Source organism: Enterococcus ratti (genome assembly GCF_001886195.1).
In the GTDB taxonomy this organism is placed as follows: domain Bacteria; phylum Bacillota; class Bacilli; order Lactobacillales; family Enterococcaceae; genus Enterococcus_B; species Enterococcus_B ratti.
In genome coordinates this window covers 19157-42419 of record NZ_JXLB01000012.1, presented here as the reverse complement: position 1 = coordinate 42419, position 23263 = coordinate 19157, and the positions used below count along the sequence as shown (strand labels likewise).

Below are 23263 nucleotides of genomic sequence, written 5' to 3'. Positions count from 1 at the left end.
ATCCTCTTATTTTCTAAATCAAGTCGTTCTTGCTCATTTTATTCAATCAATGATTCATTTTTTATTGATTGAACAAAATTGGTAAGGTATTAATCAACTCTTCTTTACGAACTTCTACCATTTCACCGGTTTTCTTGATTTTTACTTCAACAATTCCATCCACTGCTTTTTTTCCTACTGTAATTCTAATTGGACATCCAATTAAATCTGAGTCAGCAAATTTGACACCTGCACGCTCATTACGATCATCAACTAGTACTTGGTAACCAGCCTCTATCATTGTTTTTTCTATTTCATTGGTTAAGTTTATTTGGTACTCATCTTTTAAGTTCATTTGAACAACGTGTAAATCAAACGGAGCGATTCCTTTAGGCCAGTTGATGCCATTTTCATCTGAATTTTGCTCCACGATTGCTGCAAGCAAACGGCTCACACCAATGCCGTAGCAACCCATAATCACAGGTTTTTCACGACCGTTTTCATCTAAAACAGTTGCTCCCATAGATTCACTATAACGTGTACCTAATTTAAAAATATGGCCGATTTCGATTCCACGTGTAAAAGCTAACACGCCATGATTATCCGGTGATGGATCCCCTTCTTGCACAAATCGCAGGTCCTCATAAGCAATTACTGTAAAATCACGTTCTGGATTGACATTTACATAATGGAAATCCGTCTCATTTGCCCCAACAATCGCATTTGCAAGATCTTGGACGTGTCGATCCGCATAAACTTTTATTTCTTCTGATACACCGATTGGACCGATAGAACCGAAGTCCGCTCCTAAGTATTTTTTTGCATCTTCTGCTGTTGCTTCTTCTAAAAAGTCAACCGCTAAAAAGTTTTTCAATTTTACATCATTTACCTCATGATCGCCACGTACTAAGATAAGAACCGGTTCTTTATCTGCGATAAACAAAACGGATTTTATGATTTTTTGTGACTCCGTTTCGAAAAAGTGAGCAACTTCTTCAATGGTCTTCACTTCTGGCGTAGCTACTTTTTTTAGTTCAAGCTGCGTTTCGTGTGATTTCTTAGAAACATAATAACTCGTGGCCATCTCTAAATTCGCTGCATAATCACTTTTAGTTGAATAACAGATAGTATCTTCGCCAATTTCAGAGATCGCCATGAATTCTTTGGAATCTTTTCCTCCCATTGCACCGCCGTCTCCGATGATCGCACGAAATTCCAAGCCGCAACGTTTAAAAATTGCAGTATACGCTTTTTCATAATTCTTATAAGCTTCGTCTAAACTTTCTTCTGAAGCATGAAAAGAATAAGCATCTTTCATAATAAATTCTCGACCGCGCAGCAAACCAAAACGAGGTCGTTTTTCATCACGATATTTTGTTTGTATTTGATACAAATTTAACGGTAATTTTTTGTATGAACTTACTTCATTGCGAATCAATTCCGTAAAAGTTTCTTCATGAGTGGGGCCGAGGATCATTTTCCGTTCATTGCGATCATTTAGCCGATACAAATTAGGACCGTATGTTTCATAACGTCCAGATTCTTCCCACAATTCCGCTGGTAAAAGAGCAGGCATCAACATTTCAACCGCACCGATCTTTTCAAACTCTTCACGCATGATGGATTTTAGTTTTTCCAATACTCGATTAGCTAAAGGCAAGTAAGAATAAATTCCTGCTGAAACTTGACGGATGTAACCTGCTCTTAATAAAATCTGATGACTTAGTACTTCTGCATCATTTGGTACTTCACGTAATGTTGGAATCAACATTTTTGATTGTCTCATTCTGTATGCTCCTTCTTAATAAGAATTATCGTTTGTAGCTGTAATTAAAGGTAATGTTCTAAAAAAAGAACCGTTGAATATCATTCCATGTAACTAATATCATTAAAAGCATCAATAAGCCAAATCCTGCTAAAGTAATAAATCCTTCTCTTTCTTGGCTTAATGGTTTTCCACGAATACCTTCAATCACATTAAGAACCAGCTTCCCACCATCAAGTGCTGGAATTGGTAATAAATTAACAATTCCTAAGTTCATTGAAAGCACGGCCATCAAACTAATAATTGTGATTACACCTTGATTTGCAGCTTCTGAAGACAATTGGAACATCATAACAGGGCCACCAAGTTTATCAAGACTAAAACTTGTAAATAATGAACCTAACGCTTTAAAAATTTCTAGTGAACTACTAAATGCCCGCTGTGTTCCGCCTACAATTTTGTCTATAAAACCGGTTTTCAACGGAGCTTGAATTCCTAATTGTCCCATTTTTTTACCATTAGACTCGACTGTATTTGGTGTTACATTCATCGCTTGTTTTTTCCCTTGCCGCTCTACTTCAAAAGCTAATTTTTTTCCGGGATTTTTAGTAATCACGTTCGTTAAATCGTTCCACGAATGAATTGTTTGACCGTTCACTGCTAAAATATGGTCATTTTCTTTTAAGCCTGCTGCTTGGGCTGCACCATTGGGTAAGATTTTGCCGATTTGATTGGTATTCGTTACTTGGACACCACCTTGCATAAAAGCAAGGACAATGAATAAAAAGATTGCTAAAAGAAAATTATTCATAGGTCCAGCAAAATTTGTTAACATTCTTTGCCATAATTTGGCTGATTGAAATTGAACATCTTTTGGCGCAATTCTTAATTCCGTTCCATCTGATTCAATGATCGAAGCGTCATGTGCGACAAGGTAGGTGACTTCTTGTTCTTCATCTCCATTTATGAAACCAGTAATCGTTAACTTTTCTTCAAAGTCATAACGAATCAATTCCATTGGAATCGAATTTGTTAATTGAATTTTTTTACTTAAATTAATTTTCTCCACGATACCATCAGAATTTAACAAAAGAGATAACGGCATCCCAGGAGCCATTTCTGTTTCATCATCTCCGTTTCCTGCCATCCTCACATAACCCCCGATTGGCAATAAACGTAGTGTATAAGTAGTCCCATCCTTTGCTTGGTGACCATAAATCTTTGGTCCCATCCCAATTGCAAATTCCCGAACGAGAATTCCTGATCGTTTCGCAAAGAAGAAGTGTCCAAATTCATGAACTAGCACTAAAATGCCAAAAACAATGATAAACGTGATAATTGTTTTCATTTTACATTCTCCTTTACTATTTTCTTTTATATCAAATAAAACACTTTAATTTTATCATATTATCAATAATTCACCAATAGCGAAACTGTTTAAACGAAAAAGAGGACAAAACAAAAATATATTCCTCCTCATAAAATAACCTCAAATTAACAAAAGTAATTCACCCAATCTTGTTAGTCTCGCTAATTTTTGAAAAATACCTTTTGCTTTTACTAGCTTTTTAGAGCAAAATCAAACATTTTTTCTTTTTATTCCAAAAATTTAGTCGCTTTTTTATTTTTTACATAAAAAGCGACTAAATTTTTTCATTAAAAATACAGCTCTACAAAAACATTAAACAAATGCACTTAGCAATAACTTCCCATCACATTTTACTAAATAAGCCCAAACAAATGCATCATTGGAAAAACAAAAAACAGACTATCAAAGCGATCAAGTATTCCGCCATGTCCCGGCAAAATATTTCCGGAATCTTTCACCTCATAGTGCCGTTTAATCGATGATTCAACTAAATCACCAAACTGACCAACCATTGATAAAAGAATGGTAAGAAGGAACATAACGAACACGCTATGTCTAAATAATTCATTCACCGGGTAGAGTAAAAAATATAAAATAGCCACAACAAGCGCACTTACAATACCACCTAATGCCCCCTCGATCGTTTTGTTTGGCGAAATGTCGGGACTTAACTTATGTTTGCCGTACTTTCTACCAATCATGTAAGCCCCGATATCAGTGGCCCAAACAATCAATAAGCCAAAAATTAAAACAGCCAAGCCTTCGATTCTTGCATTAACAAAATTTTGAAATCCAATTCCTACGTATAAACTAACAATTACCGGAAATCCAGCTTCATCTATTGTATAGGTATTTTTTGAAATAACAGAGCTACCTAATAAAATCATGACAACAAAGTAAAATAAAATAAAAGTACTTGTCATTTCTGGTAGAAAGAAAAACCAGCGTTCTTTTGGCAACACCAAAATCACTGCACCAATTGCAGATAAGAGACCTTCAAAACTTAGCAGCGTCAAGCCCTTCATTTTAAACAGTTCATATACCCCAACTACTGCTAATACCGCAGCAACAAGCTCTAACAGCATTCCACCCATCCAGATGATCGGGATAAATAAGGCTAATGCCACAACCGCTGTAATCACGCGTTTTTTCATGATTAATCTCCTTCTTTCTTTAATTTCTTGACACCGCCAAAGCGCCGATCTCTATTTTGAAAGGCAGCAATAGCTGCTTCTAAATGCATACCATCAAAATCAGGCCACAAAGCCTTCGTAAAGTACAATTCACTATAAGCAAGCTGCCAAAGTAAAAAATTACTGATTCTCTCTTCACCACTTGTGCGAATAACGAGTTCCGGATCACGCAGCTCAGTTGGCAAAAAGCCGGTCATTAAATGATCAGCAATCATCGTATCATCAATGGCTTCAACCATTATTTCTTGCTTTCTTACCTCTTCTGCAATTTCTTTAACAGCAGTAATAATCTCTGCTCTACTCCCATAATTTAAAGCAAAATTGAGGATCATTCCCGTATTATCTTTTGTTTGTTCAATTGCTCTTCTAATCGCATTTTGTGTATGCTCAGGCAACACTTCTTCATACCCCATCACATGAACTTTCACATTTTCTCTGATCAATTCAGGAACAAACATGTCAAAAAAATCAACGGGAAGCTGCATCAAAAAACTGACTTCATCTTTTGGTCGCTTCCAATTTTCAGTTGAAAAAGCATAAAGCGTCAACACTTTAACCCCTAATTTAGAAGCTTTTTTCGTCACCTTTTTCACCGTCTCCATTCCCTCTTTATGACCCACTACACGAGGTAAGCGTCGGTTTTGAGCCCAACGACCATTTCCATCCATAATAATCGCTACATGCTGCGGTATAGCACCTTCCGCATCAAAATGAAAACTGCTTTTTTCTTGAATATATTTGTTTTTTTGCGGAAAAAAACGTAACATTCTTTTTCCTCCTATACTAAAAATTACCACTATCTTTGATATTATAGCAATTAAATACTTGATTTCCTATGATCTATTAATTTTTTTAGTTATTTTTCTACTTTTTTAATTTTTCCCAGCTACATACAGTTCGAGCAATTACATGTAACACCATTTTTCATCCCAACAATCCATTAACTTCCTTTTAGTTAGAAACAAAATTTCTTTTCCTTAAGTTTAAAAAAAGTGGGGAAAATCAGATTTTTTCTGATTGTCATCCCACACTTTAGCAATTCTATCCTCTTACTCTCAAACTTCTAATAATTCTTGTTCTTTTTCGCTAGCAATTTTATCTATTTCTTTGATTCCGTTATCCGTTAACGTTTGAACTTCTTTTTCTAACCCACGTAAATCGTCTTCTGTGATATCACCTTTCTTTTGTTGCTTCTTGTATTCGTCAATTGTATCACGACGAATATTGCGCACCGCAATCTTAGCATTTTCTGCTGCTTTTTTCACTTCTTTGGCCAATTCTTTCCGGCGTTCTTCTGTTAATTGTGGAATAACTAAACGAATCACATTTCCGTCATTCGTTGGACTAATGCCAATATCACTTGCCAATATCGCTTTTTCTACCTCTTGAAGAATACTTTTATCAAAAGGTGTAATCATCAATACCCGTGCTTCAGGAATTTGAATTGAAGCCATTTGATTCAATGGCGTTGGTGCACCGTAATAATTAACGGTGATTCGGTCAAGAAGACTTGCATTTGCACGTCCTGCACGAATTTGTCCAAGTTCACGTTGTAAACTTTGTGCTGCTTTTTTCATTTTTTCTTTTGCTTCTGTCATCACTGCATCTGTCATCTTTTATTTCCCCCTTACAGTTGTTCCAATATTTTCACCTAAAATGGCGCGTCGAATGTTTCCATGTTCATTTAAATTAAAGACCAGTAACGGGATATCATTATCCATGCTAAGTGAGCTAGCAGTAGAATCCATTACTTGTAATCCTTTTGCGATCACTTCCAAGTGTGTCAGTTCTTCAAATTTCACTGCATTCGCATCGACCTTTGGATCGGCTGAATAAACACCATCAACATTATTTTTAGCCATTAAAATAACATCAGCACCAATTTCAGCTGCACGTAACGCCGCAGTCGTATCCGTTGAAAAATAGGGATTGCCCGTTCCGCCGGCAAAAATAACAATACGTCCTTTTTCTAAATGACGTTCTGCTTTTCGTCGGATATACGGCTCAGCAATTTGCCGCATCTCAATTGATGTCTGCACCCGCGTTGGCACCCCTACGTTTTCTAAAGTATCTTGTAGCGCTAAAGCATTCATCACCGTAGCCAGCATTCCCATATAATCGGCTTGGGCACGTTCCATCCCCATTTGAGCACCGATTTGTCCACGCCAGATATTGCCACCACCTACAACGATTGCCATCTCAACGCCTAATTCGTGTACCTCTTTAATTTCTTTAATAATCTCTTTAATAACAGGCGGTTTAATTCCAAAACCTTCATTTCCAGCTAAGGCTTCTCCACTTAATTTTAAGACTACGCGCTGATATTTCGGTGTGACCATGTTCATTCCTCCAATATTTTCTATTGCTATTTTACCATATTCAGATAAATTAGCTACTAAAAGTCTAATTATTTGTCCCCACGCTTAAAAAAAAGAGCTGTGACATACGTCGCTGCTCCTTTTTTCATTTCAAATAAGCATCATCATTATTAGGATTCAAACTTAAAAAAGAAAGGCTGTTTGAATCAACAAGTGATAATCTATCAGAATTATTTTTTCACTTGACTCATTACTTCTTCAACAAAATTATCTTCGCGTTTTTCGATCCCTTCACCAACTTCAAAACGGACAAAACTTTTCACCGTTGCACCTTTAGAAGCAACATATTTTTCCACTGTCATATCCGGGTCTTTAACAAATGGTTGATCAACCAAAGCGATTTCTGCTTTAAATTTCTTCAAGCGACCTTCCACCATTTTTTCAACAATATTTGCTGGTTTACCTTCATTTAAAGCTTGTTCAGTTAAAACAGTTTTTTCATGCTCTAATTCAGCTTCTGGAATTTGTGTTTCATTTACATAACGAGGATTGATTGCTGCTACATGCATTGCAATATCTCTTGCCACAGATTCATCCGTCGTACCATCTAAAACAGTAACTACCGCAATACGTCCACCCATATGCAAATAACCGCCAAAAGCTGCATTATCGTCTTTTTCAATCACTTCGAAACGACGGAAACTGATTTTTTCTCCGATAACTTGTGTTGCTTCAATTAAATCAGATTCGATCGTTCCTTTTTCAGTTTTGATTTTCATTGCAGCATCCATATCCGCAGGTTTATTTTCTGCAACAAGTTCAGCAATTTCTCTAACTAAATCTTGGAACATTTCATTTTTAGAAACAAAGTCAGTCTCTGAGTTAACTTCAACAATTGCTGCCGTATTTCCCTTCACTGCAACAGAAGCTAATCCTTCAGCTGCAATGCGATCGTTTTTCTTTGCTGCTTTAGCCATCCCTTTTTCACGTAAAAGATCCACAGCTTTTTCCATGTCGCCTTCTACTTCAACTAATGCTTTTTTCGCATCCATCATACCTACGCCTGTCATTTCACGCAGTTCTTTTACCATTTTAGCTGTTACATCTGCCATTTTTTATCCCCCTATATTTTCATTTAAAAAAAAAGCTGTTTCAAAGGAGAGTGAGGCTTGTCGCCTAGCCTTTGAAACAGCTCCATCATTTAAAAGTTATTCTTCTGTAGTATTGTCGCCTTCTACAACGTCAACGATTTCTTCGATTGAAGTAGCATTGTTTTCTACAACAAAATCTTCTTCAACGACTTGGTCTTCTCCTTGATTTCCTTCGATAAACGCATCGGCCATTTTTGAAGTAATCAATTTAACCGCACGAATAGCATCGTCATTTGAAGGAATTACTACGTCAATTTCATCTGGATCACAGTTTGTATCAACCATCGCTACAATTGGGATATTTAATTTATGTGCTTCTTGAACAGCAATACGTTCTTTACGCGGATCCACGATGTACATAACATCCGGAATTCTTGGCATATCAGCGATACCACCCAAGAATTTTTCAAGACGTTCACGTTGTTTATTCAAACCAGCAACTTCTTTTTTAGGTAAAACTTCAAAAGTTCCGTCTTCTTCCATTGCATTAATTTGTTTTAAGCGATTGATACGCTTTTGAATAGTATCCCAGTTAGTCAATGTACCGCCCAACCAACGATGATTCACGTAATATTGTCCAGCACGTGTTGCTTCATCTTTAATTGCTTCTTGTGCTTGTTTTTTTGTACCTACAAATAAAGCTACGCCGCCTTCTTCTGCCACGTTTTTCATGTACTCATACGCTGCATCTACTAATTTAACTGTTTTTTGCAAGTCAATGATGTAGATGCCATTTCTTTCTGTAAAGATATATTTCTTCATTTTTGGATTCCAGCGACGAGTTTGGTGACCAAAGTGTACGCCGGCTTCTAGTAATTGTTTCATTGAAATTACTGCCATCTTTTATTTCCTCCGATTTGGTTTTTATTCTCCCTCTTCTTGTCTTTTACCTCGCTGACAAACTTTTTCAAGCACCTATCAACGATCCAACAAGAATGTGGATTTATTGAGACAAAAAACATGAAATTTTAGTCAACTCGCCACTTTCATAGCTTAGTACTTATTACATGTAGGTTTCTGCTCAACATTCAGTATTTTACCTGACTTACTATTAAATAGCAAGAAAAATCTTTTCTGTTTTACTCATTCTCTATTTTTCGTCGGATTTTTTCTAAAAAATGAAGCGAATATTTCCTAAAGTTATCTTGTAAAGCAGAATATTAATGGGCAAGTTGATTTTTTTTTGATATGATACATTTGAAATCTTTCGTAAAGGAGAAAGGCTATGCGTAAATCTGAGCGACATTTACTGATTAAGCAAGTAATTAAGGAGTTTACGGTCCGCACGCAAGAAGAATTATTGGCTAAATTGGAAGATTATGGTGTAACAGCAACACAGGCAACGATTTCTCGAGATATACGCGATTTAAAAATCGTAAAAGCACCGGATGAACAGGGCATTTCTCGCTTCGTTTTCTTTCAGGGAAAGAAAGAAAACGAAGCAAAAACAGACGATGAAAAACGACTAGTTCAAACAATTGAAGACATTGTTACCAAAGTAGAACGTGTTCATTTTTTAACAATCGTTCACACGTTACCAGACAATGCCCCTCTCTTTGCTTCTGTTTTAGACGAAATTAAACCACCGCACATTGTCAGTACGATTGCTGGCTTTGATACCACAATCGTCATTTCCCAAAATGATGAAGAAGCGAAATTGGTAGAAAAATTCTTACAAACTCCAAAGAAAACAACACTTTTTAAAAAACAATTCAATAGTAACATTGATAAAGTATAAGCTCTTTTCAAACTACTTCTTCTTTAAAAATAGACCGGCTATCATAATCTTCTTTTTTCAAGTCGTTGTGACAGCCGATTTATTTGTTAAAATTTAACACGCTCAACTTTGTTCTTACATTTTGTCAGGTGCATGTAAACCAAGCAGACGTAAATCTTCTTTTAATAATACTGAAACAGCATACACCAAAGCCAAACGAGCCTCTTTTTGTTCATCTTCTGCCAAAATTTTTGTCTGCGCATAATACTTGTTAAATGCTTGTGCTAACTTAATGGCATGTTTAGCAATGATTGAAGGTTCATATTTTTCACCTGCTTGTAAAACAGTTTCCGGATACTTTTTAACTAACTTAATTACTTCCCAGCTATTTTCATCAGACAAGGAATATTCTTGGTCTTCAGAAGGGCTAAAGCCATCTTTTTCTAATAAGCTCATCGCTCTAGCGTGTGTATATTGAACGTATGGACCTGTCTCTCCTTCAAAACGCACGACTTCTTCTAAATTGAAATCAAATGTATTTAAACGATCATTTTTTAAGTCATGGAAAATAACAGCGCCAACCCCCACTTGTTTTGCCACAAGGTCTTTGTTTGGTAAATCAGGATTTTTCTCGCTAATTTGCTCTTTTGCAGATTGAATTGCTTCATTAAGCACTTCTTCTAACAAAACAATTTTTCCTTTACGTGTGGATAATTTTTTTCCACCTTGAGTAATTAATCCAAATGGAATGTGGTGCATGTCATCGGACCAGTCAAACCCTAACTCTTTAAGGACTGCTTTGAGCTGTTTGAAGTGGTAACTTTGTTCATTTCCAACAACATATAAAGATTGACTAAAATGATAGGTTCGTTTTCGATAAAGTGCAGCTGCTAAGTCACGGGTAATGTAAAGTGTTGCACCATCAGATTTTTTAATCAGAGCTGGATTTAAATCGTAAGCAGACAAATCAACAATTTCCGCACCTTTATCTGCTTGTAATAAATGTTTTTCTTCTAAAAGCGTCACAATCTCGTCCATTTTATCATTATAGAAAGCTTCTCCGTTTAAGGAATCAAAATGAACTTCTAGTAGATCATAAATCTTGTTAAATTCCTTCATTGATTCATCTCGGAACCATTGCCACAATTCAATAGCTTCTTTGTCGCCTTCTTCTAAACGTTTAAACCATAACCGCGCTTCATCATTTAATTCCGGTTGTCCTTCAGCCACTTCATGAAATTGGACATAAAGACGCAACAGTTCGTTAATTGGTTCAGACTTAACAGCCTCTTTTGATCCCCATTTTTTATAAGCGACAATTAATTTACCAAATTGAGTCCCCCAATCTCCTAAGTGATTGATACGAATTGGTTTGTAGCCAATTTTTTCTAAAATAAAACCAATAGAGTTTCCAATTACAGTAGAACGTAAATGTCCCATAGAGATTGGTTTTGCGATATTAGGTGAGGACATATCAATAGGGACATTTCCTTTGTTGCCAATCGTACTGTCTCCATAATGTTCTTTTGTTTTTACAACAGAAGATAGCACTTCTTTACTTACCATAGCTTTATTCATGAAAAAATTTAAATATGGACCAACGACTTCGATTTTTTCAAAACGCATTGTATTGATTTTTTTTGCCAAGTCTGCTGCAATTTGTTGCGGCGCTTTTCGGTAAACTTTAGCCAACGAAAATGCAGGAAAAGCAACATCTCCATGGTCTGAAGATTTTGGATGTTCTAGTAATTGTTCCACTTGTTTCATGGTAAAATCGTCTTTCACGACATCATAGATTGCTTTAGCAACAATATCTTTGTTATTCATTTACATTCCTCCTAAATACTTTTATTTACAGAAAACAAAAAATCTCTAGTGATTATATATCTTCATATAATCACTAGAGACGAGATATCCCGCGGTACCACTCCAATTGTCCTATTTTTAGAACCAGCTTTATCTAATAACGGCAGATGACCGTCTGTTTTAAACAGAGTTCTCCAAGTGCGCTTCCTTGTACCTCTCTCGTTTGGCTTTCACCAATCCCAAACTCGCTTGTATCAAGTAAATACAATTACTCTCTTGTTCAGCAAACTGTAAATATATTCTATTTGTGTTGAATTATAGCAGAAAAAAAATCTACTGGCTAGGGATTTTTATAAAAAATGTTCAGTAAGTCTAAAAAAGAAAAAATACCGACTGGACATTTTTCACCATGCTTTATCCGACTATCTCCTTAATTGTCTGCAATGATGATTGTTCCTTCTTCAGACGCCAACAAATTTTCAATATTTTCTAAAGACGTAATAATTGCTTTAGCATCTGGTTTTGCTTCAACAAAGGCAATCGCCGCTTCCACTTTTGGCAACATGCTACCTGGAGCAAATTGATTTTCATCAATGTATTGTTTCATTTCAGAAATTGAAACTGTTTCTAATTTCTTTTGATCCGGTTTTTGATAATTTACATAAACATTGTCGACCCCTGTTAAAACAATCAATAAATCAGCATCAATTATTTCTGCTAATTTTTCAGAAGCAAAATCTTTGTCAATGACAGCTTCTCGTCCTTGCAGTCCTGTTGCTGTTTCTACGACAGGAATACCGCCACCACCGACAGAAATTGTAATCACACCTTGTTCCACTAAAGTTTCAATGACGCTAGCTTCTTTGATAGAAATTGGTTTAGGCGAAGCGACAACTTTACGCCAACCTCGACCAGCATCTTCTTTAAATGTCACTGTTGGATCATTTTCCATTTGTTTACGGGCTTCTTCTTCTGTAAAAAATGGTCCGACTGGTTTACTTGGCTTTTTAAATGATGGATCTTTTTCATCAACGAGAACTTGTGTCACTAAAGAAACGACCTGTTTATCAATTCCTCTTGCTTTTAACACTTCTCCCATTGCATTTTGCAACCAGTAACCAATCGAACCTTCCGTCATCGCCACACAAGTATCCAGCGGCATGGCTGGTGTTTTTTCTGAATTTGCTGCTTGTTGTTGAATCAACAAATTACCAACTTGCGGACCATTTCCATGAGAGATAATTAATTCATCTCCTTGTTCAACAAATTTTACTAGGTACTTAGCAGTCTTCTTTAATGCCTCTTGCTGTGCTTTTGCACTTGCATCCGTTGATAAAATCGCATTGCCACCTAATGCAACAACTACTTTACGTTTTGCCATGTTCGTCTTCCTTTCTTCGATAGGTGCTAAACTTTTTAATAACAAAACAAGCCAGCTCTTGACAACATTTCCTTAAAGCTGACTCGTTTTGTTCATGAAATCAATGTCGGTAAACGTTACACTCGAGGGATAAATAAATTACCAAGAGTGGCAGCCATAATGGCTTTGATTGAGTGCATTCGGTTTTCTGCTTGGTCAAATTGACGGGCGTATTTGCTGCGGAAGACTTCATCTGTTACTTCCATTTCAGTAATCCCAAAGCGTTCTTTCATTTGTTCTCCGTAAACGGTGTTTGTATCATGAAATGCTGGTAAGCAATGCAAGAAAATTAAACGGTCTGTATTATGTGTTTTTTCAACCATTTCCATATTAATTTGATAAGGTTTTAACAATTTAATACGTTCTTCAAATTTATCTTCTTCACCCATTGATACCCATACATCTGCATAAAGAACGTCTGCGCCATCTACCCCTTTATCGACATCATCTGTAATCATTAATTTTGCACCAGATTTAGCAGCAAATTCTTCTGCCATTTTCACAATTTCTTCTTCAGGTTGTAGTTCTTTTGGTGCGACAATACGCATATGGGCTCCTAAAATAGCACCTGTCACCAACAACGAATTTGCCATGTTGTTGCGACCATCGCCACAGTAAGCAACGGTAATTCCTTCAACTTTTCCAAAGTTTTCTTGAATGGTTAAGAAATCAGCGATCATTTGAGTTGGATGCCATTCATCTGTTAAGCCATTCCAAACAGGAACGCCTGAAAATTCTGCTAGTTCTTCCACCATTTTTTGGCTGAAACCACGAAATTCAATTCCATCAAACATTCGACCTAATACTTTTGCAGTATCTTCCGTTGATTCTTTTTTCCCTAATTGAATATCATTTGCACCTAAATATTCAGGATGTGCTCCTAAATCAATGGCCGCTGTAGTAAATGCCGAACGTGTACGTGTAGACGTTTTTTCAAATAAAAGGGCAATATTTTTTCCTTCTAAATAATGATGAGGAATGCCACGTTTTTTCAACTCTTTTAAGTGTTCAGAAAAATCAATTAAATATTGTAATTCTTCTTTTGTAAAATCTTTTTCTGCTAATAAACTTCTTCCTTGAAATACAGATTCTTTCATAACTAACGTTCTCCTTTAGTTTTTTTTCATTTTTTTTAAAGAAAAATCCATCAGCAGCTAACAGTTAAACTGCCGTTGAAAACTTCTGCTATTTTAAATCTTCACGTATCAACGGTTGGCTCATGCAACGAGGACCACCACGTCCGCGTGACAATTCACTTGAATTAATTTCCAACACTTTAATGCCGTAACTACGTAACAGCTCATTTGATACATAATTGCGGTTGTAAGTTACAACAACTCCAGGTGCGATAGCTAAAGTATTAGAACCATCATTCCATTGTTCACGAGGCGCTACAATAGCGTCACCGTTGCCAGTTGGGATCAATACAAGATCATCCAGTCCTAAAGCAGCTTTTAACGAAGCATGTAAATCGTTTGAATGAGAAATCTTAATCTCATCTCCAGCTTGTTCAATCGTAAAGACATCCATTTCTCCTTCTTTACTTTGGATCGCAGGATGAATCGTGAACTTGTCATAATCTACCATTGTAAACACTGTATCTAAGTGCATCATTGCTCGATTATTAGGAATCTTTATCGCTAAAATTTTTTCAAAACCTGCATTTTTAGTAAATAAATGATGAGCTAACTTTTCAATAGCTTTAGCACTTGTACGTTGTGAAATTCCAATCGCAACCACTTTATCACTTAAAATTAATTCATCTCCGCCTTCGATATGATCTGGATTTTCTCGATCTAGCCACACTTCAACGCCTTTATTTGCAAAACGGGGATGGTATTTTAAAATGTATTCTGTAAACATTGATTCACGACGTCGTGCCTCAAAAGTCATTTTATTGACAGTCATTCCATTGCCCATAGATGCGGATGGATCGCGCGTGAAATAAAGGTTTGGCATTGGATCCATATAAAACGGATAGTCGTCACTTGAAGATAAATCGTATAAACTGTTTGAACGTACATCGATATCTTTTGTACGAACGCCAGCCATGATTTTATCAATCATTTCTTGGGTTTCCATCGATAAAAGGAACTCATAAAGACCATCTCTTACAGCAGCAGATACAATATGAGATTCGTCTAACATTTTATTCAAGAATTGTTCTTTTACATTACCAGCATCAATTGCTTCCGCTGCTAATTTTTCTAGGTATAAAGTTTCAACGCCTTCATTTTGCAAAGTTTTGGCAAAATAGTCATGCTCTTCTTGCGCAATTGGTAGATAAGGGATATCGTCAAACAACAAACGGTCCATAATGTCCGGTGTTAGATTTTCCACTTCTTGTCCAGGTCGTTTTAATAAAACTGTCTTTAGCTTCCCTATCTCAGAGAAAACGTGAATCGGTTTATCCATGTGATGTTGCCTCCTTCATTTTGTTTACATTCATAGAATAGCGTCTTTGTGTAACCTCTTTCATAATTTCTTCTCATTCAAAAGGAGATTTTTTTCACATTATTAAAAGACAATTAAATAAATACACGTTTTTACATTTTTTATTAACTTTTATCTCTTTTTTTATACTGAAAACTCTCTCAAAAAAATATTTATTCATCAAAAAAATTTTTTTAAATAAATCATTTCATTTTCGTTTGGTACTGATATTAGCGCTATTTTTATGTATCTATATCGTTTTTTATACAATATATTCAATAATTAAAATATTTTATGCAGTTATTATGTATAATTTATACATGATAACAAAAAATTTTCCTACTTAAAAAAAAGAGGCCACTTTTCACATGTGTAAAAACTTTACATTTCTACTAAAAAAAGTCACAATATGATAGTAGAAGAAAGCAAGGAGTGGGAGTTTTATGCGTGTGAACAGAATTGATTTTCACTTTTCAAAATTGCGCTATCAACCAGATTTTGAAAACTTTACTGATGAGGAATTTGAGTTTATTAAAGAACATACCATCCTTCGTTCTTATAAAAAAGGACAAATTTTATTTGACGAAGGGGATGAACGGCAGCGCCTCTACATTTTAACAAAAGGGTTAGTTCGGTTAGAACGATATGATGAAAGTGCGACTTATTACTATTATGATTACGTGAATGCAAATAACCTTTTTCCAATGTCTGGCATCTTTGAAGAAGGAATCTATGCCTATACTGCCCAAGCAATGACCGACATTGAAACTTTCTCCTTTCCGGTCTCTTGCTACGAAAAAATTGCTAAAAATAATCCTAATCAATTACTTTATATGATTCATAAGCTATCAAAAGTAGTGGACATGCACGAATTACGTATTCAGATTGGCTTAACTTCCAGTGCTTTTGACAGAGTAAAACAAAATTTATTCGTATTAAAGGAAGAACTTGGCATCCCTACGAAAGATGGACACATAGAGATTCCTTATCCCATTACTTTAAAAGAATTAGCAGTTAATAGTGGAACGACAAGAGAAACAGCCGGACAAGTTATCAAACAGTTAAAAGATTCTGGGTTATTGGATTATCAAAAAAAGCGTTTTACTTTTTGTAAAACCGCTGTCACCCCTGCTTTAAGAAGCTGATAAATAAAACGTATCGTAAAAAAGTAAGTGATTACTTTTACGATACGTTTTATTGCCCTTTCAATATAATTGCTTCTCAAGAAAATGTTGATCGTTTCTTGCGATGTTTATGCCAAACGAATAGCGCTTTAGGAATCACTATGGCAACTAACGGCTTTAACACATAGACATAATTTATTTTAGCAACTTTCAGCTTCTTGAAATTTCTATACTTTAGACGACTTTCACCTAAGCGGTTTTTCCATGAAATTTTATTATAGTACGCTTCGTCTTGATAATAATAGACTAATTTTTCTTGCAGATTATAGCCTTTATATCCTTTAGCATACAACCGCATGTATAAATCATAGTCTTGTCCTCTGACTGTATCTTTCGAAACGCGATAACCACCGACAGATTCTAATACTTGTTTTTTAAACAGGACAGAAGGATTAATAAATGGACTCGTTTTCAATAAGTCTTTTATTTCAGGTTGTTGCTTGACAATTCGCTCCCCGTAAATCCCCGCTTGATCCCACAGATAAGCATTTGATCCAACAAAACTATATGCTTGATGATCCTGCAAAAATGTCAGTTGTTTTTCCATACGATCCACACGACAGTAGTCATCATCATCCAACTGCATAATATATTCTCCTCGAGCTTTTTTTATCGCTTGATTTCTAGTATACGCACTTTTAGAATTTCTATCATTTTGGTAAATCCTAATCCTATGATCCTTTTTTTGCAACCGATTTAAAATTTGCCAAGTATTATCAGTTGAACAATCATCAACAATAATGATTTCAAAATCCTGACAGCTTTGGCTTAATACAGAATTTACTGCACGTTCAATTGATTTTTCCGCATTAAACGTGGGAATGATCACACTAATCATTTCAGTTCTCCTTTTTTATTCAATATAACTAACGGCTCTTTGACTACAATTAAGTCGAACATCTCATGGTAATCCTACGTTTTAAAAGAAAACTCATCTTTTCAAGCTAGGAGAAATACCGCTCATTTTTTTGCCACGATCTATTCCCTCTTATAACTGATAGTAACAAAAACAATACTCTATTTCACTGCCATTGATTAAAAATTAGAAGCGTTATATCGCCAACAAATTTATTGCTGCCATAATTGACAAATAAAAACTCAATCTCTAGCATTTATTCATTTGAAGCATTCGCAAAAGCAACAATTTTTTTAGCTGCTTCATTTTCGTCTTCTGGTAAATACTCAATAAATTGGTTCACCTCTTCCAGTGAAAACCCTTTGACGTTTCCAACAAATATTTTTTCAAAAACTTGTTTTTCTTTTTTCTCCTTATCTAAAAGCAATTCTTCATATAATTTTTCTCCCGGACGAATTCCTGTCTCCACAATGGCAATTTCATCTTCTGTGTAACCGCTTAAATAGATCATGTTTTTCGCTAAATCAATAATTTTAATTGGATCGCTCATATCTAAGATAAAAATTTCTCCTCCTTTTGCTAAGGCACCTGATTGAATAACCAACCTACTCGCTTCAGGAATAGTCATAAAATAACGAGTCATACGAAAGTCAGTAACGGTAACCGGCCCGCCTTTCTTAATCTGTTCTTTAAACAAAGGAATCACACTTCCTCTAGATCCTAGAACGTTTCCAAACCGTACAGCCGAAAACTTAGTCTGTCCAGATTGATTAAGGCTTGTAACAAGCATTTCTGCCACCCTTTTAGTCGCCCCCATCACATTTGGCGGATGATTTGCTTTATCAGAAGAAATCATCACAAAATTTCTTACTTGGTTTTCTTTGGCCGCTTCTGCCACATTTTTTGTACCAATAATGTTGTTTTTTATTGCTTCTTTTGGATTGCATTCCATTAAGGGGACATGTTTGTGTGCTGCTGCATGATAAACAATCGTCGGACGATACGTTTTCATTAAATCAAAAATTCGTTCACGATCTTGTATATCAGCAATAATTGGAAATATTTCTGTTTTTGTGTGTTTATATTTGGCGCACAATTCGCGATGAATCAAATAAATTGAATTTTCTCCATGTCCAACTAAAAGAAGTTTAGCCGGCTTGAATGCTAAGACCTGTCGGCAAATTTCTGAGCCAATTGAACCGCCTGCCCCCGTCACTAAAATTGTTTGACCCTGTAATTGTTCGCTAATACTTTCTAAATCAATTTTTACTTCTTTTCTTCCCAATAAGTCAACCACATCAATTTCTTTCAACTGAGAAACGTTTATTTTTCCAGTTGCGATTTCTTCAATGGAGGGAATCTTATTGATTTTAACCTGCTTGTTCTCAATAGATTGAATAACTTGTTGGATTTTTTTGCTAGTCAATGAAGAAATGGCAATTGTCACCATGTTGATGTTTAAAGTTTGAATCAGTTGATTTAATTCCGTTGTTTCCCCAAGTACTTTTTTTCCTAATAAATAGGTACCGTATTTATCAGGATCATCATCAACAAATCCGACAATCTCTATATTGTTTACATTTTTTGATCCTAAAAAGCTTTGATATAACAACTGTCCACCTTTACCTGCTCCAATAATTAAAATACGTGTTTTTTTCTCATTTGAACAATTCTTTTTATTCCTATATTCGATAATTAATCGCCAAGTTAACCGACTACTAGCAATCAATACTAAAGACATAAGATATGTAAACAACACCAAGCGTATGCTCACTCGATGACTGACTTGTTGATTGATTAAATAGGTAAAAGGAAAAAGCGAAAATAATGTAAATGCAAGCGTAGCAAAAATTCCTAATAATTCATTTAAATTAGTGTACCGATTAATTCTTGTAAAAACTTTAAAAATCCAACCATAAAAAAGATAAAAAACAATAAATACGATGGCATTAATTACAAAATATTCCTTAATCAATTGGATAAATGGAGCCATAAATAAAAAAATGATTCCATGAGCCAAAATAATCAAAAAACTATCACATAGAATCAAGCTAACCATTTTGATTTTTCTAGTAATTTGAATCAATAAATCACCTTCTTTAATGCTTCATCTACAAATCATCTTCTTTCATGAAGCTTTCTTTAGTACAACCAAATGTCACTTGAGTTTTAATAATAATAACTAAAATCATTGTTTTCCTTAGCACCATTATAAATAACCCCTAAAATGTTAGCCTGTGCCATCGTCAACAATTTTTTTGCTTTGACTAATTCATGTTTTGACGTTTTACGCTCTCTTACTACCAGCAGCGTACCATCTGTTTTTGAGGCTAAAATTTGAGCATCTGTTACCGTTGCTACAGGCGGCATATCAAATATAACCAAGTCGAATTGCATTTTTAACCCCTCGATAATTTCTTTCATACGCATCGAATCCAGCATTTCAGAAGGATTAGATGGTTTTGGACCACTAGTCATAATCCACAAATGATCCATTCCGGTTTTATTCACATACGCCTCTAACGTCTTTTCCTTTTCTCCTAACAAATTCGTTAATCCTTTCGTATGAACGGAAAACTGGAAAGTATCAGCCACGCTCGGTTTTCTCAAATCTGCGTCTACTAACAATATTTTTTTTCCACTATTTGCAAATACGATGGCTAAATTAGCAGAAACGGTTGACTTTCCTTCTTCTGGTCCTGCCGAAGTAACAACAAGTGTTTTTACCGCCTGGTCAACGGAAATAAATTGAATATTTGAACGTATCGTACGGTATTGTTCAGCAATCATTGAAAATCGATCTAAGGCATTAATCAGTGGAACTAAACGGCTATTTTCTCTTCTTTTCATTAGCATTCCTTCTTAATTTTAGTTTTTCGTAAAACGTTTTCTTGAAATAATTGCGTTTCTTTTGTTGGCATAGTAGTTAAATTAGCCATTCGTTCTTTTTCTACTTCATTGTTGTTCATTTCACTAATTACTCCTAAAATCGGAAAACCAAGTTCTTCAGAAACAAACGATTCATCTTTCACTGTTTTATCGAATACTTCTAATAATAAGACCGTTCCGACTCCCACTAATAAACCTAACAGCATACCAATCACCATGTTTATCTGGTTATTAGGTGAGACAGGTACAGGATTACTTTGGGCGACTGACACAATCGTTACTTTACTTACATCCAAAACTTCAGAAACTTTTTCTTTGAATACATTTGCTACCGCATTTGAAATATTTGCAGATTTTTCCATATTTTCTGAAGTTACTTTGATATGAAACATTTGTGAATCTGGTGCTTGAACAACTTGGATCATGTTAGCCAATTGGGACTTCGTAATTTGATAAGAATAGATATTTTCTAGCTGTTCTTTAGTACTATTCAATACGATATCACTTAAAATCATATCTTTATATGTATTAATTAAAAGGACGTTTGCATGAACTTCTGATTGTAAACTCGCATTGACTCGTTCATTTTTCGATTGAACAATCAATTCAGTAGATGAACTGAACTTTGGCGCAATGAAAAAATGGCTAAATGCACCAGCAAAAATCATCCCAATAATTACAATAAAACTAAGTAATAATAGCCGTTTTTTTAATAATTGAAGCACTTCACTCAAACTAAAGAGTTCTTCCATTTTTTCCTCACTTTCGGTTCTTTATTTTCTTCGTTGAAGCAATTTTTTTCTAAAGCATTCACTAATAAAAAAAAGAAATAAACTAAAGAGAATACTATAGATACCATATTTAATAAACATCAACAAAAAATTATTTAAATAGGTTGTCAGAAACTGATACAAAGCTTCTGAATGGATTCCTAATCGCTTAATCATGTGGGTGCTGTAAAGATAAGCGGGTAAAGCTCCTATCATCCAGCCAGCACCGCCAATCATATATGCAAGGTAACGAATATTTAGATGAGAAAAAAATCGGTTAAAAGAAGCGATGGCAAAAAACAAAATAATTGATAGCATACTAGCAAAAATAAAAATAATCTGAAGTGTTTTCCTATAGCCAATTATTTTTTTAACGTATAATGCAAAATAGGGGATTTCAATGTATCGCTGTGCGGACTTAATACCAGCTTCTTTTAGTTTGCTTATCGTTTTTTTTATTTCTTCATTTATTGGAACATTTTTTTCCCGCACGTATTCTTCTACTTTATTTTGAATGGACTCTTCAATTTGTTTTGTATTTTTTATTTGAAATGTTGTATCATGATAAATACTATAGATATATTCTCTATTATTTTCCTTAACCCATGTTTTTGAGATTATATGGCTTAATACTTTAGGAGGAATATTTCCACTTCTTCCTAAATCACTGATTGCATGATTAATTTCTTTCGTAATTGTTTCTGCATAATTTGAGGATTCTGCAACATGTATCATAAACGCTTGATTAAATAAGGTTATTTGAATGACGCTCACAGACAAAACAGCAAATAAACTCAAAGAACAAATAAAAGTCAGGATCATTTTTGACGCTTTTTGCCAATTGCTTCTTTTTTTCATCATTATTTTTTACCAAAAAACTCAATTTATGCCAAATGCACCACTACTTTTCAATAAGATCAAGCTACTTAGAAAAAGTTTGAAAATAATTTTTCACTTCCAAAAGACTGCTTTTTGCTCAATCCAATATGTATATGTTTTTTTGGTAAATACACCTCTTTTCAAAACTTTTTTACTCCAAAAAATTGGATAACGTCCGTGAAATAAATTCTCACGTTTAATTATTCAGTTGAATCATCGGTCCTTTAATCAGATTGCACAAAATAAATAATCGTTGATTGGTTAAACCAATGCTATCTACTGGATAACAAGTATAAAGCACCAATTCGGCTTTCTTTTTTTGTGCCAGTAATTGACTGATACGATGATCGTCTTTATCTAAAACGGTTACATCGTAAACTTGATAGATATATTCTCCATAATTCGTGATGACGTTCACTTTATCTGTTACTTGAACCCCAATCATTTTTCCAAATTCTGCGGTGTTGTGTCCACCAATCAACGTTGTACCAAGTTCTCCCGGATATACAGAACCACTATAATGTCCGACACCTTTTCGCAAGATTTCCGCAGAATCCCCATAATATAAGAGCGCATCCAATTTCACCGAATCAATAGCTACTTTCCCATATTGATAACCACTTCTAGGGTAATTTATTTTACTGGAAGGGATGATATCGTTTTCAACACCAAGCGATTGTTTTTCCATTTTGCTATCATGAAATAAAATTTGCATTTTTCTTTCATGATTGGGCACATCTGAAAGCAAAAATAATTGCAAGGAAGTAGTTGCAAATTGAATGACAGGTCGCCCAATAATATACATTAGAGAATACCCCATCATTAAGAAAAGAATAGGAATCACCATTATTCCCCCTATTCTTTTTAATTTTTTATGCAAGGTTTGCTTTCTTTCCAATGATGAATGCCCCTGTTGCAGTCATCAATAAACAAACAATTGCAAGAAAACTTGTCCATGGCACTGTTCCTGTTTGTTTAATTGGTTTTTCTGAACTAAATACTGCTGAGAGCGTACCATCTGAATTTTGTGTTCCTAACTCAACATATCCTTGATTCCAGCTTAAAACGACCAATCCTAATGTCTCGGCTGTAGAAGAAACCAATTGCTGGATTTCCACCACCGTTTTTTGCGGAAGCTGCTTTAATAAATCGTCTATTGTATGTACAGAAGTTAAATCAATGCTTAAATTTCCAAGTTTTTTCTTTACTTTTTGGATATTTTGAATAACCGTCGTTGTTTGCGCTTTTGTTAACTCTCTTTGCTTTAAGTAATTTTCTGCCTGTGTAAGATATGTCGCTGGCAATTGAAATGCTTTGTCTTGGATCCTCACTTGTTGAGATAATTCTTCAATAATCAGTTGCTCATCTTCTGAAATTGCTCCAGCTGCATCTACAGAAAATGTAAAAAAGAAACTACCAGCAAATAAAACTATACACCTTATTATCCATTTCATTTTTTTACTCTCCTTTTTCATTTTCAATAAAAAATTAAAAATAACAAAATAATTACCCACAATACTTATATTATCATATG

21 protein-coding genes and 1 other annotated feature are annotated in these 23263 nt (G+C 35.0%); of the genes, 2 read left to right on the top strand and 19 right to left on the bottom strand.

What is annotated here, in order from left to right; genetic code table 11:
* Positions 1–61: 61 nt before the first annotated feature.
* The 8 genes from RV14_RS07110 to rpsB form a co-directional block, all read right to left on the bottom strand.
* Entirely contained in the window at positions 62–1765 is a 1704-nt protein-coding gene (locus tag RV14_RS07110) for a proline--tRNA ligase (RefSeq protein WP_071855600.1), read from the bottom strand.
* 58 nt (positions 1766–1823) lie between these two features.
* Positions 1824–3092 carry an RIP metalloprotease RseP gene (rseP, locus tag RV14_RS07105; RefSeq protein ID WP_071855599.1) on the bottom strand — a complete coding sequence of 423 codons (1269 nt, stop codon included), beginning with the start codon at positions 3090–3092 and terminating at the stop codon, positions 1824–1826.
* Between the two features lie 374 nt (positions 3093–3466).
* A complete protein-coding gene (locus RV14_RS07100; RefSeq protein WP_071855598.1) occupies positions 3467–4267 on the bottom strand; it encodes a phosphatidate cytidylyltransferase in 801 nt (266 codons plus the stop codon).
* Between the two features lie 2 nt (positions 4268–4269).
* A complete protein-coding gene (locus tag RV14_RS07095) occupies positions 4270–5073 on the bottom strand; it encodes an undecaprenyl pyrophosphate synthase (protein ID WP_071855597.1) in 804 nt (267 codons plus the stop codon).
* A gap of 288 nt (positions 5074–5361) precedes the next feature.
* A complete protein-coding gene (frr, locus tag RV14_RS07090; protein ID WP_071855596.1) occupies positions 5362–5919 on the bottom strand; it encodes a ribosome recycling factor in 558 nt (185 codons plus the stop codon).
* Between the two features lie 3 nt (positions 5920–5922).
* Positions 5923–6645, bottom strand: a complete 723-nt coding sequence (pyrH, locus tag RV14_RS07085) for a UMP kinase (protein WP_071855595.1) — start codon at positions 6643–6645, stop codon at positions 5923–5925.
* A gap of 209 nt (positions 6646–6854) precedes the next feature.
* Positions 6855–7736 (bottom strand): translation elongation factor Ts, encoded by an 882-nt coding sequence (tsf, locus tag RV14_RS07080; protein WP_071855594.1) that lies wholly within the window; start codon positions 7734–7736, stop codon positions 6855–6857.
* A gap of 96 nt (positions 7737–7832) precedes the next feature.
* Positions 7833–8615, bottom strand: coding sequence for a 30S ribosomal protein S2 (gene rpsB, locus RV14_RS07075; protein ID WP_071855593.1), 783 nt, complete (start codon positions 8613–8615; stop codon positions 7833–7835).
* A 385-nt stretch (positions 8616–9000) separates the two neighbouring features.
* Between rpsB and RV14_RS07070 the strand changes: the two genes are divergently transcribed.
* On the top strand, positions 9001–9513 hold the full coding sequence (locus tag RV14_RS07070) for an arginine repressor (RefSeq protein ID WP_071855592.1): 513 nt from the start codon (positions 9001–9003) through the stop codon (positions 9511–9513).
* A 114-nt stretch (positions 9514–9627) separates the two neighbouring features.
* On the opposite strand, the gene argS is transcribed toward RV14_RS07070, so the two are convergent.
* From argS to arcA, 4 genes are all read right to left on the bottom strand, one after another.
* Complete coding sequence (gene argS, locus RV14_RS07065; RefSeq protein WP_071855591.1) at positions 9628–11319, bottom strand: arginine--tRNA ligase; 1692 nt, start codon at positions 11317–11319, stop codon at positions 9628–9630.
* Positions 11320–11391: 72 nt separating this feature from the next.
* Positions 11392–11591 (bottom strand) — a binding site (T-box leader).
* A 137-nt stretch (positions 11592–11728) separates the two neighbouring features.
* A complete protein-coding gene (gene arcC / locus RV14_RS07060) occupies positions 11729–12679 on the bottom strand; it encodes a carbamate kinase (protein WP_071855590.1) in 951 nt (316 codons plus the stop codon).
* A 116-nt stretch (positions 12680–12795) separates the two neighbouring features.
* Positions 12796–13815 (bottom strand): ornithine carbamoyltransferase, encoded by a 1020-nt coding sequence (argF, locus tag RV14_RS07055; protein WP_071855589.1) that lies wholly within the window; start codon positions 13813–13815, stop codon positions 12796–12798.
* An 88-nt stretch (positions 13816–13903) separates the two neighbouring features.
* Positions 13904–15133, bottom strand: coding sequence for an arginine deiminase (gene arcA / locus RV14_RS07050; RefSeq protein ID WP_071855588.1), 1230 nt, complete (start codon positions 15131–15133; stop codon positions 13904–13906).
* Positions 15134–15594: 461 nt separating this feature from the next.
* On the opposite strand from arcA, the gene RV14_RS07045 reads away from it, so the two are divergent.
* Positions 15595–16296, top strand: a complete 702-nt coding sequence (locus RV14_RS07045) for a Crp/Fnr family transcriptional regulator (RefSeq protein ID WP_071855587.1) — start codon at positions 15595–15597, stop codon at positions 16294–16296.
* A 76-nt stretch (positions 16297–16372) separates the two neighbouring features.
* On the opposite strand, the gene RV14_RS07040 is transcribed toward RV14_RS07045, so the two are convergent.
* The 7 genes from RV14_RS07040 to RV14_RS07010 form a co-directional block, all read right to left on the bottom strand.
* On the bottom strand, positions 16373–17173 hold the full coding sequence (locus RV14_RS07040; RefSeq protein ID WP_071855586.1) for a glycosyltransferase family 2 protein: 801 nt from the start codon (positions 17171–17173) through the stop codon (positions 16373–16375).
* Positions 17174–17447: 274 nt separating this feature from the next.
* Positions 17448–19277 carry a nucleoside-diphosphate sugar epimerase/dehydratase gene (locus RV14_RS07035; RefSeq protein WP_071855585.1) on the bottom strand — a complete coding sequence of 610 codons (1830 nt, stop codon included), beginning with the start codon at positions 19275–19277 and terminating at the stop codon, positions 17448–17450.
* A gap of 83 nt (positions 19278–19360) precedes the next feature.
* Positions 19361–20041 carry a CpsD/CapB family tyrosine-protein kinase gene (locus RV14_RS07030; RefSeq protein ID WP_143139747.1) on the bottom strand — a complete coding sequence of 227 codons (681 nt, stop codon included), beginning with the start codon at positions 20039–20041 and terminating at the stop codon, positions 19361–19363.
* Positions 20041–20832, bottom strand: coding sequence for a YveK family protein (locus RV14_RS07025; protein WP_071855583.1), 792 nt, complete (start codon positions 20830–20832; stop codon positions 20041–20043). The genes RV14_RS07030 and RV14_RS07025 overlap by 1 nt, the downstream gene beginning before the upstream one ends.
* A 21-nt stretch (positions 20833–20853) precedes the next feature.
* Positions 20854–21711, bottom strand: a complete 858-nt coding sequence (locus RV14_RS07020) for a hypothetical protein (RefSeq protein ID WP_245785483.1) — start codon at positions 21709–21711, stop codon at positions 20854–20856.
* Between the two features lie 214 nt (positions 21712–21925).
* Positions 21926–22627, bottom strand: coding sequence for a class D sortase (locus tag RV14_RS07015; protein WP_342714727.1), 702 nt, complete (start codon positions 22625–22627; stop codon positions 21926–21928).
* The gene (locus tag RV14_RS07010) at positions 22602–23183 is read right to left on the bottom strand and encodes a hypothetical protein (protein ID WP_071855582.1); all 582 of its coding nucleotides are present in this window, start codon (positions 23181–23183) and stop codon (positions 22602–22604) included. The genes RV14_RS07015 and RV14_RS07010 overlap by 26 nt, the downstream gene beginning before the upstream one ends.
* Positions 23184–23263 lie beyond the last annotated feature (80 nt).

Bases quoted from the DNA above. Each gene is read 5' to 3' on its own strand.
- RV14_RS07020 (WP_245785483.1), bottom strand. From the start codon at position 21,711: ATGATGAAAAAAAGAAGCAATTGGCAAAAAGCGTCAAAAATGATCCTG.
- frr (WP_071855596.1), bottom strand. From the start codon at position 5,919: ATGACAGATGCAGTGATGACAGAAGCAAAAGAAAAAATGAAAAAAGCA.
- RV14_RS07045 (WP_071855587.1), top strand. From the start codon at position 15,595: ATGCGTGTGAACAGAATTGATTTTCACTTTTCAAAATTGCGCTATCAA.
- rseP (WP_071855599.1), bottom strand. From the start codon at position 3,092: ATGAAAACAATTATCACGTTTATCATTGTTTTTGGCATTTTAGTGCTA.
- RV14_RS07100 (WP_071855598.1), bottom strand. From the start codon at position 4,267: ATGAAAAAACGCGTGATTACAGCGGTTGTGGCATTAGCCTTATTTATC.
- argF (WP_071855589.1), bottom strand. From the start codon at position 13,815: ATGAAAGAATCTGTATTTCAAGGAAGAAGTTTATTAGCAGAAAAAGAT.
- RV14_RS07025 (WP_071855583.1), bottom strand. From the start codon at position 20,832: ATGGAAGAACTCTTTAGTTTGAGTGAAGTGCTTCAATTATTAAAAAAA.
- RV14_RS07095 (WP_071855597.1), bottom strand. From the start codon at position 5,073: ATGTTACGTTTTTTTCCGCAAAAAAACAAATATATTCAAGAAAAAAGC.
- RV14_RS07010 (WP_071855582.1), bottom strand. From the start codon at position 23,183: ATGAAATGGATAATAAGGTGTATAGTTTTATTTGCTGGTAGTTTCTTT.
- RV14_RS07110 (WP_071855600.1), bottom strand. From the start codon at position 1,765: ATGAGACAATCAAAAATGTTGATTCCAACATTACGTGAAGTACCAAAT.
- argS (WP_071855591.1), bottom strand. From the start codon at position 11,319: ATGAATAACAAAGATATTGTTGCTAAAGCAATCTATGATGTCGTGAAA.
- arcA (WP_071855588.1), bottom strand. From the start codon at position 15,133: ATGGATAAACCGATTCACGTTTTCTCTGAGATAGGGAAGCTAAAGACA.
- RV14_RS07040 (WP_071855586.1), bottom strand. From the start codon at position 17,173: ATGATTAGTGTGATCATTCCCACGTTTAATGCGGAAAAATCAATTGAA.
- arcC (WP_071855590.1), bottom strand. From the start codon at position 12,679: ATGGCAAAACGTAAAGTAGTTGTTGCATTAGGTGGCAATGCGATTTTA.
- rpsB (WP_071855593.1), bottom strand. From the start codon at position 8,615: ATGGCAGTAATTTCAATGAAACAATTACTAGAAGCCGGCGTACACTTT.
- tsf (WP_071855594.1), bottom strand. From the start codon at position 7,736: ATGGCAGATGTAACAGCTAAAATGGTAAAAGAACTGCGTGAAATGACA.
- RV14_RS07030 (WP_143139747.1), bottom strand. From the start codon at position 20,041: ATGAAAAGAAGAGAAAATAGCCGTTTAGTTCCACTGATTAATGCCTTA.
- RV14_RS07070 (WP_071855592.1), top strand. From the start codon at position 9,001: ATGCGTAAATCTGAGCGACATTTACTGATTAAGCAAGTAATTAAGGAG.
- pyrH (WP_071855595.1), bottom strand. From the start codon at position 6,645: ATGGTCACACCGAAATATCAGCGCGTAGTCTTAAAATTAAGTGGAGAA.